The 15,495-nt window shown below is 68.7% G+C and carries 15 protein-coding genes; 2 read left to right on the top strand and 13 right to left on the bottom strand.

What is annotated here, in order from left to right; all coding sequences use genetic code 11:
* Positions 1-48 precede the first annotated feature (48 nt).
* The gene (locus ACG10_RS17450; protein ID WP_089169189.1) at positions 49-441 is read right to left on the bottom strand and encodes a hypothetical protein; all 393 of its coding nucleotides are present in this window, start codon (positions 439-441) and stop codon (positions 49-51) included.
* Positions 442-619: 178 nt separating this feature from the next.
* Between ACG10_RS17450 and ACG10_RS17455 the strand changes: the two genes are divergently transcribed.
* Positions 620-1,939: a lytic murein transglycosylase gene (locus ACG10_RS17455; RefSeq protein WP_089169190.1), complete on the top strand. Its 1,320-nt coding sequence runs from the start codon at positions 620-622 to the stop codon at positions 1,937-1,939.
* A 602-nt stretch (positions 1,940-2,541) separates the two neighbouring features.
* Positions 2,542-4,176, top strand: coding sequence for an alpha,alpha-trehalase TreA (treA, locus tag ACG10_RS17460; RefSeq protein ID WP_089169191.1), 1,635 nt, complete (start codon positions 2,542-2,544; stop codon positions 4,174-4,176).
* 72 nt (positions 4,177-4,248) lie between these two features.
* Here the strand turns inward: treA and lipA are convergent, their stop codons facing one another.
* The 12 genes from lipA to ACG10_RS17520 all read right to left on the bottom strand — a co-directional run bounded on the left by lipA (position 4,249) and on the right by ACG10_RS17520 (position 15,353).
* Positions 4,249-5,229, bottom strand: coding sequence for a lipoyl synthase (gene lipA / locus ACG10_RS17465; RefSeq protein ID WP_089169192.1), 981 nt, complete (start codon positions 5,227-5,229; stop codon positions 4,249-4,251).
* Complete coding sequence (lipB, locus tag ACG10_RS17470) at positions 5,226-5,882, bottom strand: lipoyl(octanoyl) transferase LipB (RefSeq protein WP_089169193.1); 657 nt, start codon at positions 5,880-5,882, stop codon at positions 5,226-5,228. Before lipB ends, lipA begins: the two co-directional genes overlap by 4 nt.
* Positions 5,882-6,160 carry a DUF493 domain-containing protein gene (locus ACG10_RS17475; protein ID WP_039805908.1) on the bottom strand — a complete coding sequence of 93 codons (279 nt, stop codon included), beginning with the start codon at positions 6,158-6,160 and terminating at the stop codon, positions 5,882-5,884. The genes lipB and ACG10_RS17475 overlap by 1 nt, the downstream gene beginning before the upstream one ends.
* 71 nt (positions 6,161-6,231) lie before the next feature.
* Positions 6,232-7,434 (bottom strand): D-alanyl-D-alanine carboxypeptidase family protein, encoded by a 1,203-nt coding sequence (locus ACG10_RS17480; RefSeq protein ID WP_089169194.1) that lies wholly within the window; start codon positions 7,432-7,434, stop codon positions 6,232-6,234.
* Between the two features lie 61 nt (positions 7,435-7,495).
* Positions 7,496-8,482 carry a septal ring lytic transglycosylase RlpA family protein gene (locus ACG10_RS17485; RefSeq protein WP_089169195.1) on the bottom strand — a complete coding sequence of 329 codons (987 nt, stop codon included), beginning with the start codon at positions 8,480-8,482 and terminating at the stop codon, positions 7,496-7,498.
* Positions 8,479-9,507 carry a lytic murein transglycosylase B gene (mltB, locus tag ACG10_RS17490; RefSeq protein WP_089169196.1) on the bottom strand — a complete coding sequence of 343 codons (1,029 nt, stop codon included), beginning with the start codon at positions 9,505-9,507 and terminating at the stop codon, positions 8,479-8,481. Before mltB ends, ACG10_RS17485 begins: the two co-directional genes overlap by 4 nt.
* 14 nt (positions 9,508-9,521) lie before the next feature.
* Entirely contained in the window at positions 9,522-10,667 is a 1,146-nt protein-coding gene (rodA, locus tag ACG10_RS17495; protein WP_039805912.1) for a rod shape-determining protein RodA, read from the bottom strand.
* A complete protein-coding gene (gene mrdA / locus ACG10_RS17500) occupies positions 10,657-12,579 on the bottom strand; it encodes a penicillin-binding protein 2 (protein WP_089169197.1) in 1,923 nt (640 codons plus the stop codon). Before mrdA ends, rodA begins: the two co-directional genes overlap by 11 nt.
* Before the next feature lie 15 nt (positions 12,580-12,594).
* Positions 12,595-13,062 carry a 23S rRNA (pseudouridine(1915)-N(3))-methyltransferase RlmH gene (gene rlmH, locus ACG10_RS17505; protein ID WP_039805914.1) on the bottom strand — a complete coding sequence of 156 codons (468 nt, stop codon included), beginning with the start codon at positions 13,060-13,062 and terminating at the stop codon, positions 12,595-12,597.
* Positions 13,063-13,069: 7 nt separating this feature from the next.
* Positions 13,070-13,423, bottom strand: a complete 354-nt coding sequence (rsfS, locus tag ACG10_RS17510; protein WP_089169198.1) for a ribosome silencing factor — start codon at positions 13,421-13,423, stop codon at positions 13,070-13,072.
* Positions 13,424-13,443: 20 nt separating this feature from the next.
* Positions 13,444-14,088, bottom strand: coding sequence for a nicotinate-nucleotide adenylyltransferase (gene nadD / locus ACG10_RS17515; RefSeq protein ID WP_089169199.1), 645 nt, complete (start codon positions 14,086-14,088; stop codon positions 13,444-13,446).
* Positions 14,088-15,353, bottom strand: a complete 1,266-nt coding sequence (locus ACG10_RS17520; protein WP_039805917.1) for a glutamate-5-semialdehyde dehydrogenase — start codon at positions 15,351-15,353, stop codon at positions 14,088-14,090. Before ACG10_RS17520 ends, nadD begins: the two co-directional genes overlap by 1 nt.
* Positions 15,354-15,495 lie beyond the last annotated feature (142 nt).

Below are 15,495 nucleotides of genomic sequence, written 5' to 3' on the forward strand. Positions count from 1 at the left end.
TCCGATCGATCGAGGTAAGGAAATGCCGGCCACAGGCCAGGCAGGCGCTTACGCGAAGATCGGCGGTCGGTAGGGCGCGCGTGCGGGAGACGCCGGCAGGAGCGGCGTCTCGTCCTGCGGATGGGCGCTGCCCGGCGGGAGGGCGGTCAGGCGCGGGAAGGCGCCCAGGGCGACCTGCGCGGCATGGCCGGCGCAGTGGGCGGAATGGAGCAGCGCATGGAAACCACCGCTGCCCTCCTCGCCCAGCTCCGGCTGGGTGGGCGGGTCGCCGTCATGGCCGGCCTCGAGCCCCGCATGGGCGTGCGCGCCGAACGGCGCATGGGAGAGATCATGGAGCTCGCCGAGCGAGGTCAGTACCGGCAGCAGCGCCATGGCCAGCAACAGCGCCAGTGCGACGAGGCACGGGACGAGCGCGGGGCGATGGCGAGAAGAACCGGACATGGCTGCAAGGACCTGGGCAATCGGCTGTCGAGCGGTCGGGGGCAGGAAGCGCGGGCCACCCTACACGCGCCGGCAACGCGGCGCAACCTGGGCGCTCCCCTTCCGACGGCACGGGCGGACAAGCCTTTCCCCGGCATGTTATGGTCACCGCTTGATTGCAGCCTTTCGAGATGTACCGATGCTCAGCACCCCGGCCCCCGGCCAGATCCTTCGCCAGCTGATCGCCGGCAGCGCACTGGTCCTGCTGACCGCCTGCGTCGACACCCCCACCGCCGACTCCGCGCCGGCAGTCGCCGCGCCGGCGCCGAGCGCGGCCGTGGCCCCGGCGCCGACGATCGCCACGCCGCCCGCCCAGCCGAGCGCACCGCTCGCCGCCATCCGCTTCGAGGACTGGCGCGACAACTTCCGCCGCGAGGCGCTGGCCGGCGGCATCCAGCCGCTGGTCTTCGACCGGGCGTTCGCCGGCGTCGAGCCCGATTCCGCGGTGATCTCCGCGGACCGCAGCCAGCCGGAGTTCACCCGGCCGGTCTGGGCCTACCTGGAAGGTGCCCTGGCCGAGCAGCGGGTGCGCAGCGGTCAGACCCTGCTGAATCGGCATGCCGAGCTGCTGGGCCAGATCGAGGCGCGCTATGGCGTCGACCGCCAGGCGCTGGTGGCGATCTGGGGCATGGAAAGCAACTTCGGCCAGGTCATGGGCAACAAGTCGGTGATCCGCTCGCTGGCCACCCTGGCCTTCGAGGGGCGTCGCCCGCAGTTCGCCCACGACCAGTTGCTGGCGGCCCTGTCGATCCTGCAGAACGGCGACGTGCGGCCGGAGCGGATGATCGGCTCCTGGGCCGGCGCCATGGGCCAGACCCAGTTCATCCCGACCACCTACCTCAGCCACGCGGTGGACTTCGACAGCGACGGACGCCGCGACATCTGGGACTCGACCGCCGACGCCCTGGCCTCCGCCGCCCACTACCTGCAGGCTTCCGGCTGGCGCCGGGGCCAGCCGTGGGGCTTCGAGGTACGGCTGCCGCAGGGCTTCGACTACGCCCAGGCCGACATGGCCACCCGCAAGTCGCTGGGCGAGTGGCGCCAGCTGGGCGTGGCCCTGCCCGCCAGCGGCAACGGCCTGGCGGCCGGGGAGCAGGCCAGCCTGCTGCTGCCCGCCGGGCACCGCGGCCCGGCCTTCCTGGTGCTGGACAACTTCCGCAGCGTGCTCAAGTACAACAACTCCACCTCCTATGCGCTGGCCATCGGGCTGCTCGGCGAGCGCTTCGAGAACCGCGGGCAGATCGTCGGCGCCTGGCCGCGCGGCGATACGCCGCTGAGCCGCAGCGAACGCATCGAGCTGCAGAACCTGCTGGCCGGCAATGGCTTCGACCCCGGCAGCGCCGACGGCATCATCGGCGCCAATACCCGCAAGGCGGTGCGCAGCTTCCAGCAGCGCCTCGGCTGGCCGGCCGACGGCTATCCGACCAGCGAACTGCTCGAGGCCCTGCGCCGGCAGTAAGGCACCGTGCTGGCCGGCGCCCGCGCGCCGGTCCGGCCCAGGTTGCTCCCCCCCCCTTCTCCGCCATTCGGCAAGGCCCCAGCTCTTGATTTGAGCCCACGACCTGCCTCGGGGCAGCTTGCCAAACAAAAAACCGAAGACTAAGGTAGCGCTATCTTTAATGGCCTGCTCCCTGCAGCCGCCCGCTTCGGAACCGCTCCGGCGGTAGTCCACAAGAACAACAAGATAGCGACGACAGCCCCTGCCCTGCAGACTTGTTCGATCCGCAGAGATAGCGCTGTCCATACGCCGAGGTCTTCCCCGCCATGCGCGTGCGTACCGACGCTGCTGCTTTCAGCAGCCCCAGCCCCCCCAGCGTTCCTTACCTTCGATGCCCCGCATCGCAGTCGCTAGAGCCGTTTCACTGTACCCGGGCTCAAGGAATGCCCGGACTTCTCCCCTCTCCCTGGCATAGGGGCGGGCGCTGAAGGCCGTCGCTCCCAAAGATTGCTGCAGACTTGAGCCGGTGCTTCATGAACATGCTCCAGGGCCAGCCGCCGTCTCCCCGCGGCAAGCAGCGTCTCCGACTTCCCACAACAACAATGAGGCCCTACGGATAGCTCATGAAAACCCTTCGTCATCCCCACCCAAGCCCCCTGCTCGCCCTGTCCCTCTCGATCCTGCTGGCCAGCGCCGGCACGGCCTTCGCTCAAGGCACCTGGAGCCATGAGGACGCCAGCACAGCGCGGGCGCTCACCCCCGACGAGGCCTACCCGGAACTCTTCCAGAGCGTCCAGCAGCAATGGCTGTTCGACGACCAGAAGCAGTTCGTGGACGCCGTGCCGCGGCGCGATCCCGCCGCCATCCGGGCCGACTACCTGACCCGCCACCAGCAGCCCGGCTTCGACCTGCGGCAGTTCGTAGCGGACAACTTCGTCCCCCCGGCCTCGGCGGAAACCCAGCCGACCCGTCCGGGGGTGAGCCTGCGCGAGCACATCGGCAACCTCTGGCCGGCGCTCACCCGCCAGCATGCCGAGGTTCCTGCCTACAGCAGCGAGCTGCCGCTGCCCCACCCCTACGTGGTGCCGGGCGGACGCTTTCGCGAGCTGTACTACTGGGACTCCTACTTCACCATGCTGGGCCTGGTGGAGAGCGGCGAGAAGCAGCTGGCCCGGCAGATGGTCGACAACTTCGCCCACCTGATCGATACCTACGGGCATATCCCCAACGGCACCCGCTCCTACTACCTGAGCCGTTCGCAGCCGCCCTTCTTCTCGTTCATGGTCGAACTGGTCGCGCAGGCGGAGGGCGACGACGCCTATCGCCGCTACCTGCCGCAACTGCAGAAAGAATACGCCTACTGGATGGAAGGCTCGCAGACCCTCAAGCCCGGCGAGGCGGCACGCTACGTCGTCCGGCTGGCCGACGGCAGCCTGCTCAACCGCTACTGGGACGACCGCGACACACCACGCCAGGAATCCTACATGCAGGACCGCGAGACCGCCGAACAGGCCCACGGCCGTCCGGCCAGCGAGGTCTACCGGGACCTGCGCGCCGGCGCCGCCAGCGGCTGGGACTACAGCTCGCGCTGGCTGGAGGATGGCAAGACCATGGCCACCATCCGCACCACCGCCATAGTGCCGATCGACCTGAACAGTCTGCTGCATCACCTGGAGAGCACCATCGCCCTGGCGTGCGGGAAGAGCACCATGCCGAGCTGCACCGAGGCCTACGGCGCACGCGCCGAGCGGCGCCGGCAGGCGATCGAGCGGCATCTGTGGAACGACGCCGGCTACTACGCCGACTTCGACTGGAAGAAGAAGCGGCTCAGCGCGCAGATCACCGCCGCCACCCTCTATCCGATGTTCGTCAGCGTGGCCTCCCCCGAACGGGCCGGCCTCACCGCCAGGACGGTGGAGGCGAACCTGGTCAAGCCGGGCGGGCTGAATACCACGCAGACCGACAATGGCCAGCAGTGGGACTCCCCCAACGGCTGGGCGCCGCTGCAGTGGATCGCCGTCTCTGGCCTGCGCCGCTACGGCCAGGACGCGCTGGCGCAGACCATTGGCCAGAACTTCCTCGCCCAGGTGCAGGCGCTGTTCGACAAGGAGCACAAGCTGGTGGAGAAATACAGCGTGGAAGGAGAGAACCTCGGCGGGGGCGGCGGCGAATACAAGCTGCAGGACGGCTTCGGCTGGACCAACGGCGTCACCCTGAAACTGCTGAGCCTCTATCCGCAGGAGAAGGCGGCACCCTGAGCAGCAGGCGGCGTTCCCGAGCCCATGAAAAAGCCCCCTCGCGGGGGCTTTTTCGTTGCGGCTGGCGGGCGATCAGTCGCCCTTGGCGCCGTGGGCCTGCTGGTCGGCGTGGTAGGAGGAACGCACCAGCGGGCCGGAGGTGACGTTCTTGAAGCCCATCTTCTGCCCTTCCTCGGCGAACCAGGCGAAGGTGTCGGGATGGACGAAACGCTGCACCGCCAGGTGGCTGCGCGAGGGCTGCAGGTACTGGCCGAGGGTGAGCATGTCGATCTCGTGCTCGCGCATGCGCTGCATGGTCTCGATCACTTCCTCGTCGGTCTCGCCGAGGCCGAGCATCAGCCCGGACTTGGTCGGCACGCCCGGCACGCGCTTCTTGAATTCCTCCAGCAGGTCCAGCGACCACTCGAAGTCCGAACCCGGGCGGGCGGCCTTGTACAGGCGCGGCACGGTTTCCAGGTTGTGGTTGAACACGTCCGGCGGCTCGCTGGCGGTGATCTCGAGGGCGATCTCCATGCGTCCGCGGTAGTCGGGCACCAGGGTTTCCAGCTGGGTGCCGGGGCTCAGCCGGCGGATCTCGCGCAGGCAGTCGGCGAAGTGCTGGGCGCCGCCGTCGCGCAGGTCGTCGCGGTCCACCGAGGTGATCACCACGTATTTCAGGCGCAGGTCGGCGACGGCCACGGCGAGGTTCTTCGGCTCGTCCGGATCGAGCGGGTTCGGCCGGCCATGGCCGACGTCGCAGAACGGGCAGCGGCGGGTGCAGATGTCGCCCATGATCATGAAGGTGGCGGTGCCGCCGGCGAAGCACTCGCCGAGGTTCGGGCAGGAGGCTTCCTCGCAGACGCTGTGCAGCTTGTGCTGGCGCAGCAGCTGCTTGATCCGGTCGACCTCGGGGGACGCCGGCATGCGCACGCGGATCCAGTCCGGCTTGCGCGGCAGCTCCTCGGTCGGAATGACTTTCACCGGGATGCGCGCGACCTTCTCCGCGCCGCGCAGTTTGACCCCGGTCTCAACCTTGTTGGCCGGGCCCTTGCCCGTGGTTTCCGTCGTGCTCATATGCTTTCGATCCCGCCCGTAAGGGTCTTTGCTTCAGCGTAACCGAGCTGCGCAGCGAGCTGTGCACGCAGGCGGCTGCGCACCTCGGCGAATTCGACCGGCCCGCGGGCCTGATCCTTGAGTTGTGTCATGACCATGCCGGCGTAGCCGCAGGGGTTGATGCGCTGAAAGGGCGCCAGATCCATGTCCACGTTCAGGGCCAGGCCATGGAAGGAACAGCCGTTGCGGATGCGCAGGCCGAGGGAGGCGATCTTCATCTCGCCGACGTAGACCCCCGGCGCATCCGCCTTGGCATAGGCCTCGACCCCATAGCCAGCGAGCAGCTCGATCAGGCTGCGCTCGATGCGGCTGACCAGCTCGCGCACGCCGATGCCCAGGCGCCGCACGTCCAGCAGCAGGTAGCCGACCAGCTGGCCGGGGCCGTGGTAGGTCACCTGGCCGCCGCGATCCACCTGCACCACCGGGATGTCGCCGGGGAACAGCAGATGCTCGGCCTTGCCGGCCTGCCCCTGGGTGAACACCGGGGAATGCTCGAGCAGCCAGAGTTCGTCGCCGGTTTCCGGACCGCGCCCATTGGTGAAGCGCTGCATCGCCTGCCAGGTCGGCAGGTAGTCGAGCAGCCCCAGCTCGCGGACGCCGATCACGCCTGGCATCAGAGCACCATGTGCACGCGCCCGGTGGCACGCAGGTCGAGGTGGATGGCCTGCAGCTGCTCGACGCCGGTGGCGGTGATCAGCACCTGCACGGCGAGATAGCGCCCGTTGCGGCTGTCGCGCAGCCTCAGGGTGGAGCTGTCCAGCCCGGGCGCATGGCGCTGGATCACCTCGACGACCAGGTCGGCGAAACCCTCGCCGGCATCGCCGATCACCTTGATCGGATAGCGCTCGCAGGGAAATTCGATTTTCGGAGCTTGTACGTCGGTATCGGTCATGGCTGTGGCGGGCCGTTCGGCCCGCGGGGACGGCCGCCCGCCGGAAACGGCAGGCGGCGGTCGGCAGAGGTTCAGTTGAACAAACCGTAGAAGAACAGTCGGATGCTATCCCATAGACGACGGAACAGGCCACCCTCCTCGACGGTTTCCAGGGCGATCAGGTCGGCGCTGCGCAGCACTTGCTCGCCCAGCCTGACCTCGACCTTGCCGATCACGGCGCCCTGCGGGACCGGTGCGATCAGCTGCGGCTCGAGGGTGCTGGTGGTGGTCAGCTGCTTGAGCTGGCCGCGCGGCACGGTGAGGGTCAGATCCTCGGCCAGGCCGACCTTGACCTCGGGGCTGGCGCCCTTCCAGACCGTCGAGCGGGCCAGCTCGGTGTTCTTCTGGAAGAAGGTCTGGGTCTCGAAGAAGCGGAAGCCGTAGGTCAGAAGCTTCTGGGTCTCGGCGGCGCGCGCCTGTTCGCTCCTGGTGCCGAACACCACGGAGATCAGGCGCTGGCCGTCACGCACCGCGGAGGCCACCAGGCAGTAGCCGGCCTCCTCGGTGTGACCGGTCTTCAGGCCGTCGACGGTCTTGTCGCGCCACAGCAGCAGGTTGCGGTTGGGCTGCTTGATGTTGTTCCAGAAGAACTCCTTCTGCGCATAGATCGCATAGTGGGCCGGGTCGTCATAGATGATGGCACGGGCCAGCTTGGCCATGTCGTGGGCCGAGGAGTAGTGCTCCGGATGCGGCAGGCCGGTGGCGTTCATGAAGTGCGAATTGCTCATCCCGAGACGCTGCGCGGTGGTGTTCATCATGTCGGCGAAGGCGTCCTCGCTGCCGGCGATGTGCTCGGCCAGCGCCACGCTGGCGTCGTTGCCGGACTGGATGATGATGCCGTGCAGCAGGTCGCCGACGCTCACCTGGGTGCCGACCTGGATGAACATCCGCGAGCCGCCGGTGCGCCAGGCGCGCTCGCTGATGGTGACCATGTCGCCTTCCTTGATCTGCCCGCGCTTGATCTCCAAGGTGGCGATGTAGGCGGTCATCAGCTTGGTCAGGCTGGCCGGCGGCAGGCGCTGGTCGCCGTTGCTGTCGATCAGCACCTGGCCGCTGGCGGCGTCCATCAGCAGGTAGGAGGTGGCGGCCAGCTGCGGCGCTGCCGGGATGGCCTGGGGCTCCGCGGCACGCGTCGGCGTCGGCACCGGGGTGGCCTGGGGCTCGGCGGCCCAGGCGCTCGGCACGCAGATAAGGAGGGCCAGGAAAAGGCGTTGCACAAGTCGGGTGGTTTTCATCGTTTCTCGGATCGTAGGCTAGTCGGACACAGCCTTGCGGGCTGTGGAGAGGGTCCCGATCTCAATCGGGCTTGACCAGGGTCGGCTGGCCGAGTCTGGCCAGGCGCACGCTGTCCTGCAGCTGCCGGGCCTCGTCCGGGCTGCCGATCGGCCCCAGGCGCACGCGATGGAAGGTCTGCCGGTCGCGCACCACCGGGCTGACGAACGCCGGGGTGGCACTGATCCGGCTCAGCTTGTCCTTGAGCAGCTCCGCCGCGTCCGGATTGGCGAAGGCGCCGACCTGCAGGTACAGGCCCTCGGCCGGAGTGGCGGCCTGGCTGGCGGCGACCGCCACGGGCAGCACGGCGTCCGCATGCTGGCCGGGCGGCGGCGAGTATTCCTCGATCGGCTGCGTCGCCGCACGGGTGGCCGGCGGCGCCTTGGCCACCTGCGGCTGGGCCAGCACCAGCGGCGGTTTGCGGCCCTGCTGGGCCCACCATTCCTCCGGATCGATGCCTTCCACGCTGACCCGCGCGGTGCCGGTTTCGGCATAGCCGAGCTTCTTCGCCGCGGCGAAGGACAGGTCGATGATCCGGTCGGAATAGAAGGGGCCACGGTCGTTGACCCGCAGGACCACGCTCTTGCCGTTGTCCAGGTTGGTCACCCGGACATAGCAGGGCAGCGGCAGAGTCTTGTGCGCCGCGCTCATCCCGTAGAGGTCGTAGTGCTCGCCGTTGGCGGTGGCCTGGCCATGGAACTTGGTGCCGTACCAGGAGGCGGTGCCGGTCGCCTTGTAGCGGCGGCCGTCGTTCATCGGGTAGTAGGTCTTGCCCAGCACCGTGTAGGGGTTGGCCTTGACCGGCCCATAGTGGGGCGCGGGCACCGCGTCGGGAATCTTCGAGACATCGACGTCCCACCAGGGCGCGCCGTCCTTGAGCGGGCGCGGGTAGTGGGCCTTGGCGGAGGAGCTCGACGGCGTGCCGCGCTCCGGCGGCGTGCTGGAGCAGCTGGCCAGCAGTGCCAGGCCGCCGAGCAGGACCAGACGGAACGGCAGGGCGCGCCTCGTCATCGGCGGCCGCCCCGCGCCTGGAGCAGCAGATCGGAGAGCTGGTGCACGGCCATGGCGTACATCACGCTGCGGTTGTAGCGGGTGATGGTGTAGAAGTTCGGCAGCCCCATCCAGTATTCCGCACCGTCCGCGCCGTCCAGGCGGAAGGCGGTGACCGGCAGGCCGTCGTCGAGGCGGTCGCGGGTCTTCCAGCCGAGGCTGCGCAGCTCGCCGACGCTCTTCACCGGCTCCAGCCCCTCGGTCAGGCCCTGCTCGGCGTCCGGCCCATTGATCTCGGCGCGGCTGGCCACCGGTCCGCCGGCGCTCCAGCCGTGGCGCTTGAAGTAGCTGGCGACGCTGCCGATGGCGTCGGTCGGGTTCTTCCAGATATCGATGTGGCCGTCGCTGTCGAAGTCCACCGCATAGGCGCGGAAGCTGCTCGGCATGAATTGCGGCAGGCCCATGGCGCCGGCGTAGGAGCCGGTCAGGGTGAGCGGGTCGACCTGCTCCTCGCGGGTCATCAGCAGGAATTCGCGCAGCTCCTTGCGGAAGAAGGGCGCGCGCGGCGGATAGTCGAAGCCCAGGGTGGACAGCGCATCAATCACCCGGTAGTTGCCGGTGTTGCGCCCGTAGAAGGTTTCCACGCCGATGATCGCGACGATCACCTGGGCCGGCACGCCGTATTCCTGCTCGGCACGGGCCAGAGCCGCCTCGTGCTCGCGCCAGAAGTCCAGGCCGCGGGCCACGCGGGCCTCGGTGATGAAGATCGGCCGGTACTCCTTCCACGGCTTGGCCTTCTCTGCCGGCCGCGAGATGGCGTCGAGGATCGGCTGCTTGCGCTGCACCTCGCGGAACAGGCCGAGCAGCTGTTCGCCGGCAAAGCCATAGTCGCGGGTCATCTCCGCGACGAACTCGTCGACCTGCGGCGAATCCGTGTAGTCGCCGGCCAGCGCCGCGCCGCCATGCAGTGCGCAGGCCAGCCCCAGGAAGCCCGCCAGGCTGGCCAAATCCAGGGTTCTGGCCGCTCGGCCACGCCGTATGTGCATCGATCCGTTACTCTTCAAACTTGCGCGATCCATTTGCGATGGGTGTGGATCGACATCAAAACCCCGAACCCTGACAGCAGGGTCACCAGCGAAGTTCCGCCGTAGCTAATGAACGGCAGGGGTACGCCCACCACCGGCAGCAGGCCGCTCACCATGCCGATGTTGATGAAGACGTAGACGAAGAAGGTCATGGTCAGGCCGCCGGCCCACAGCTTGCCGAACAGCGTCTGCGCCTGCACGGTGATCACCAGTCCGCGGGCGATCAACAGCAGGTAGACCAGCAGCAGCAGACAGACGCCGACCAGGCCGAACTCTTCGGCCAGGACCGCAATGATAAAGTCCGTATGGCTTTCCGGCAAAAAATCCAGGTGCGACTGGGTGCCGAGCAGCCAGCCCTTGCCGAACACCCCGCCCGAGCCGATCGCCGCCTTCGACTGGATGATGTTCCAGCCGGTGCCGAGCGGGTCGCTCTCCGGGTCGAGGAAGGTCAGCACCCGCTGCTTCTGGTACTGCAGCAGGACGAAATACCACATGCCCACGGCGACCGGCACCACAGCCGCTACCGCCCCGCCGATCCACAACCAGGGCAGCCCGGCGACGAACAGCACGAAGGCACCGGAGGCGAGGATCAGCAGCGAGGTGCCGAGGTCCGGCTGGCGCAGGATCAGCACGAAGGGCACGCCGATCAGCGCCAGGCTGACGGCGGTGTGCTTGAGCCCCGGCGGCAGGTTGTTGCGGGCCAGGTACCAGGCGATGGTCGCCGGCATGATGATCTTCATGAACTCCGAGGGCTGGAAGCGGATCACCCCGGGGATGTTGATCCAGCGGGTGGCGCCCATGGCGTTGTGGCCCATGACTTCCACCACCGCCAGCAGGATCACGCCCAGCACGTAGGCCAGCGGCACCCAGCGGGCGATGAAGCGCGCCTCCAGCTGGGCGATGACCAGCATGGCGAGCATGCCGAGACCGAACGAGCTGGCCTGCTTGACCAGCAGGTCGAGGTTCCTGCCGCTGGCCGAATAGAGGACGAACAGGCTGCCGGCGGCGAGCAGCAGCAACAGCAGCAGCAGCGGGCCGTCGATGTGCAGGCGCTGCAGCAGGGTGGCGCGGCGACGCAGCACGTCCTCGTCGGACAGGGTGCGGTCGAAACTAGCGTTCATTGTCATGGGCAAGCTCCTGCGGCGGTGCGGCGAACCGGGCCTTCAGGCGGCCTTTCTCGTCGAGCAGCCAGGCATCCATCACCTGCTTGGCCACCGGCGCGGCGACGCCGGAGCCGGACTCGCCGTTCTCCACCATAACCGCCACGGCGATCTGCGGATTCTCGGCGGGGGCGAAGGCGATGAACAGGGCGTGGTCGCGATGGCGCTCCTGCAGCTTGTTGCGGTCGTACTTCTCGCCCTGGCGGATCGCCACCACCTGTGCCGTACCGCTCTTGCCGGCGATCCGGTAGCGCGCCGTGGCGCCGACCTTGTGCGCGGTGCCGCGTGCGCCGTGCACCACCTGCTGCATGTCGGAGTTGATCAGGTCCCAGTTGTGCGGATCCTTGAGCTGGATGTCCGGCGGCGCCGGACGCGCCGCCAGCAGGCCGCTCGCCATCAGCTGCTCCGGCGACAGGCCGTCGGCCTTCATCAGCAGCCGCGGACGGTGCCACTTGCCCTTGTTCGCCAGGAGGGCGGTGGCCTGGGCCAGCTGCAGCGGAGTGGCCAGCATGTAGCCCTGGCCGATGCCGGTGATCAGGGTCTCGCCCGGATACCAGGCCTGGCGGCGGCTGACCCGCTTCCACTCGCGCGAGGGCATCAGCCCGGCGGCCTCCTCGAACATGTCCAGGGACACCCGCTGGCCGATGCCGAAGTGGCTCAGGTAGCGGTGCAGGCGGTCGATGCCCATGCGGTGCGCCAGGGAGTAGAAATAGGTGTCGTTGGAGCGGGCGATGGCCAGCTCCATGTTCACCCAGCCGTCGCCGCCGCGGTTCCAGTTGCGGTACTTGTGCTTGACGTTGGGCAATTGATAGAAGCCCGGGTCGAAGACCCGCGTGCTGCGCTCCACCACCCCGCTGTCGAGGCCGGCCAGGGCGACCACCGGCTTGATCGTCGAGCCCGGCGGGTAGATGCCGCGCAGCACCCGGTTGTACAGCGGGCGGTCGATGGAGTCGCGCAGCGCGGCGTAGTCCTTGATGCTGATCCCGGTGACGAACAGGTTGGGGTTGAAGCTCGGCTGGCTGATCATCGCCAGCACCCCGCCGCTGGTCGGGTCGATGGCGATCACCGCGCCGCGGCGGTCGCCGAGTGCCGCCTCGGCGGCCTTCTGCAGGTTCAGGTCGAGGCTCAGGGTGAGGTCCTTGCCGGGCACCGGGTCGGTGTGCTTGAGCACCCGCAGCACCCGCCCGCGGGCGTTGGTCTCGACCTCCTCGTAGCCCACCTGGCCGTGCAGCAGTTCCTCGTAGAACAGCTCCACGCCGGTCTTGCCGATGTGGTGAGTACCACTGTAGTCGACCGGATCGAGCTTCTTCAGCTCGCGCTCGTTGATCCGCCCGACGTAGCCGACCGAATGGGCGAAGTGCTCGCTCTGCGGGTAGTGGCGGACCAGCTGGGCGGCCACCTCCACGCCCGGCAGGAGGAACTGGTTGACCGCGATGCGGGCGATCTGCTCCTCGGACAGTTCGAACAGCACCGGCACCGGCTCGAACGGCCGGCGTCCCTGGCGCACGCGCTTCTCGAACAGGGTGCGCTCCTCCTCGCCGAGTTCGAGCACCGAAACGATGGTGTCCAGCACCTTCTGCCAGTCGCCGGCGCGCTCGCGGGTCACCGTCAGGCTGAAGCTCGGCCGGTTGTCGGCGAGGATCACCCCGTTGCGGTCGAAGATCAGCCCGCGGTTCGGCGGGATCGGCTGCACGTGGATGCGGTTGTTTTCCGCCAGGGTCGAGTGGTGCTCGTACTGGATCACCTGCAGGTAGTACAGGCGCGCCACCAGCACCAGCGACAGCAGCAGGACGACCGTGGCGCCGACGACGGCCCGCGCGCGCACCAGGCGCGCGTCCTTCTCGTGGTCTTTGAGGCGAATCGGCTCCGGCATCTGCGCAAACCGCGGTCACTTGTGATACGGATGCCCGGACAGCAGGGTCCAGGCGCGATAGATCTGCTCGCCGATGAGGATGCGGACCAGGGGATGCGGCAGGGTCAGCGGCGACAGCGACCAGCGCTGTTCGCTACGCGCGCAGACCTCCGGCGCCAGGCCTTCCGGGCCGCCGACCATGAGGTTGACGGTGCGCGCGTCGAGCCGCCAGCGCTCCAGCTCGGCGGCCAGCTGCTCGGTGCTCCAGGACTTGCCGGTCACCTCGAGGGTGACGATGCGTTCGCCCGCCTGCACCTTGCCCAGCATGGCCTCGCCCTCCTGGCGGATCAGGCGGGCCACGTCGGCATTCTTGCCCCGGGTGTGCAGGGGGATTTCCACCAGTTCGAGGGCCAGCTCGGGCGGCAGGCGCTTGGCATACTCGTGCCAGCCCTCCTCCACCCAGCGCGGCATCCGCGAACCCACGGCGATCAGGCGCAGACGCACGGCGATCTCATTCCTCGCCGTGCTGGGCCCGGCTCTGCTCCGCGCCCTGCCAGAGACGCTCGAGGTCGTAGAACTGGCGGGTGGCGACCTGCATCACGTGGACCACCACGTCGCCCAGATCGAGCAGCGCCCATTCGCCACCCTCCAGCCCCTCGCTGCCCAGCGGGCGCACGCCCTGCTCCTTGACCTTCTCCAGGACGTTGTCGGCAAGGGATTTCACATGGCGGCTGGAGGTGCCGCTGGCGACCACCATGAAATCGGTGACGCTGGTCTTGCCGCGCACATCGATGACGGTGATGTCCTTGGCCTTGAGATCGTCCAGGGCGTCGACCGCCAGCTGGACCAGTTGTTCGTTCTGCATGGATGGCTCGTATGTGATGTTCAGTTCGACGCCGGGTACAACCCGTGCGCATGGATATAGGCCAGTACCGCGTCGGGTACCAGGAAGCGCACCGAGCGGCCGCTGGCCAGGCGTTCGCGGATCTGCGTGGCGGACACCTCCAGCGGCGTCTGCCAGACGAAGGCGATTTGCCCGCCCGGCCCGGCGAGGGCCTGCGGATCGCCGACGCTGCGCGCCGCCAGCAGGTTGCGCAGGGCTTCCGGCGGCTCGCTGGCGGCCTCCGGGCGCTGCAGGACCAGGATGTGGCAGTGGTCGAGCAGTTCCTGCCAGCGGTGCCAGCTCGGCAGGCCGCAGAAGGCGTCCCAGCCGAGCACGAGAAACAGCTGGTCGTCCGGGGCCAGCTCGCCGCGCAAAGATTCCAGGGTGTCAATGGTATAGGACGGCCGCTCGCGGCGAAGTTCACGATCGTCCACGGTCAGGGGCGGCACGTCGTCGACCGCACAGCGCACCATCGCCAGGCGGTCGGCCGCCGACACCTGCGGCGACAGCCGGTGCGGCGGGCGCGCGCAGGGAATCAGGCGCAGCTCGTCGAGGCCGAACTGCTCGGCGACCTCGAGGGCGCCGCGCAGATGACCGATATGGATGGGGTCGAAGGTGCCGCCGAGAATTCCGATCTTTTTCGCCATCAGCCGCGCACGTGGCCATCGCCGAACACGACGTACTTCTCGCTGGTCAGCCCTTCCAGGCCGACCGGGCCGCGGGCGTGCAGCTTGTCGGTGGAGATGCCGATCTCTGCGCCCAGGCCGTATTCGAAGCCGTCGGCGAAGCGCGTCGAGGCGTTGATCATCACCGAGCTGGAGTCCACCTCGGCGAGAAAGCGCCGTGCGTCGGTGAAGCTCTCGGTGACGATGGCGTCGGTGTGGTGCGAGCCGTAGTGGTTGATGTGGGCGATGGCCTCGTCCAGCGAGTCCACCACGCGCACCGAGAGGATCGGCGCGTTGTATTCGGTGGACCAGTCCTCCTCGCTCGCCGCCAGGGTGCCTGGGCCGAGCAGTTCGCGGCTGCGCGGGCAAGCCCGCAGCTCGACGCCCTTGGCCCGGTAGATCTCGCCGAGCGGCGGCAGCGCGCGCGCGGCGACGGCGGCGTGCACCAGCAGGGTTTCCATGGTGTTGCAGGGCGCGAAGCGCTGGGTCTTGGCGTTGTCGGCGACGCGGATCGCCTTGTCGAGGTCGGCGGCGACGTCGATGTAGACGTGGCAGATGCCGTCCAGATGCTTGATCACCGGCACCTTCGCCTCGCGGCTGATGCGCTCGATCAGGCCCTTGCCGCCGCGCGGGACGATCACGTCGACGAATTCCGGCATGCTGATCAGCGCGCCCACCGCGGCGCGGTCGGTGGTCTCCACCACCTGCACGGCGGCCGCCGGCAGGCCGGCCTCGGCCAGGCCGAGCTGGATGCAGCGGGCGATCGCCTGGTTGGAGTGGATCGCCTCGGAACCGCCGCGCAGGATGGTGGCGTTGCCGGACTTCAGGCACAGGCTGGCGGCGTCGATGGTCACGTTGGGGCGCGACTCGTAGACGATGCCGATCACCCCCAGCGGCACGCGCATCCTGCCGACCTGGATGCCCGAGGGCATGTAGCGCATGTCGCGGATCTCGCCGATCGGATCGGGCAGCCGGGCGACCTGGCGCAGCCCCTCGATCATCTCGTCGATGCGCGCCGGGGTCAGCGCCAGACGGTCGAGCATGGCCTCGTCCAGGCCGCTGGCGCGGCCGGCGGCCAGGTCCTGGGCGTTGGCCGCGGCGAGCTCCTCGCGAGCGGCGTCCAGGGCGGCGGCAGCGGCCTCCAGGGCACGGTTCTTCTGCGCGGTGCTGGTGCGCGCGAGCACCCGCGAGGCTTCGCGGGCGGCGCGGCCCAGGCGGGTCATGTAGTCGAGCACGGACTCGGTCATGGTCTCGGGTCTGGCAGTCGGGGAAAGCGGCTGATTATAGCGATACCGCCGTCCTGCGCCCAGCATGCTCGGGCAGAAGTCGCGCCCGGAACAGGCCTCCGTGCCGCCAGCGGCGGCTGCTATCATGCGCCGCTTGGCGATA

The organism is Azotobacter chroococcum (assembly GCF_002220155.1).
Taxonomy (GTDB): domain Bacteria; phylum Pseudomonadota; class Gammaproteobacteria; order Pseudomonadales; family Pseudomonadaceae; genus Azotobacter; species Azotobacter chroococcum.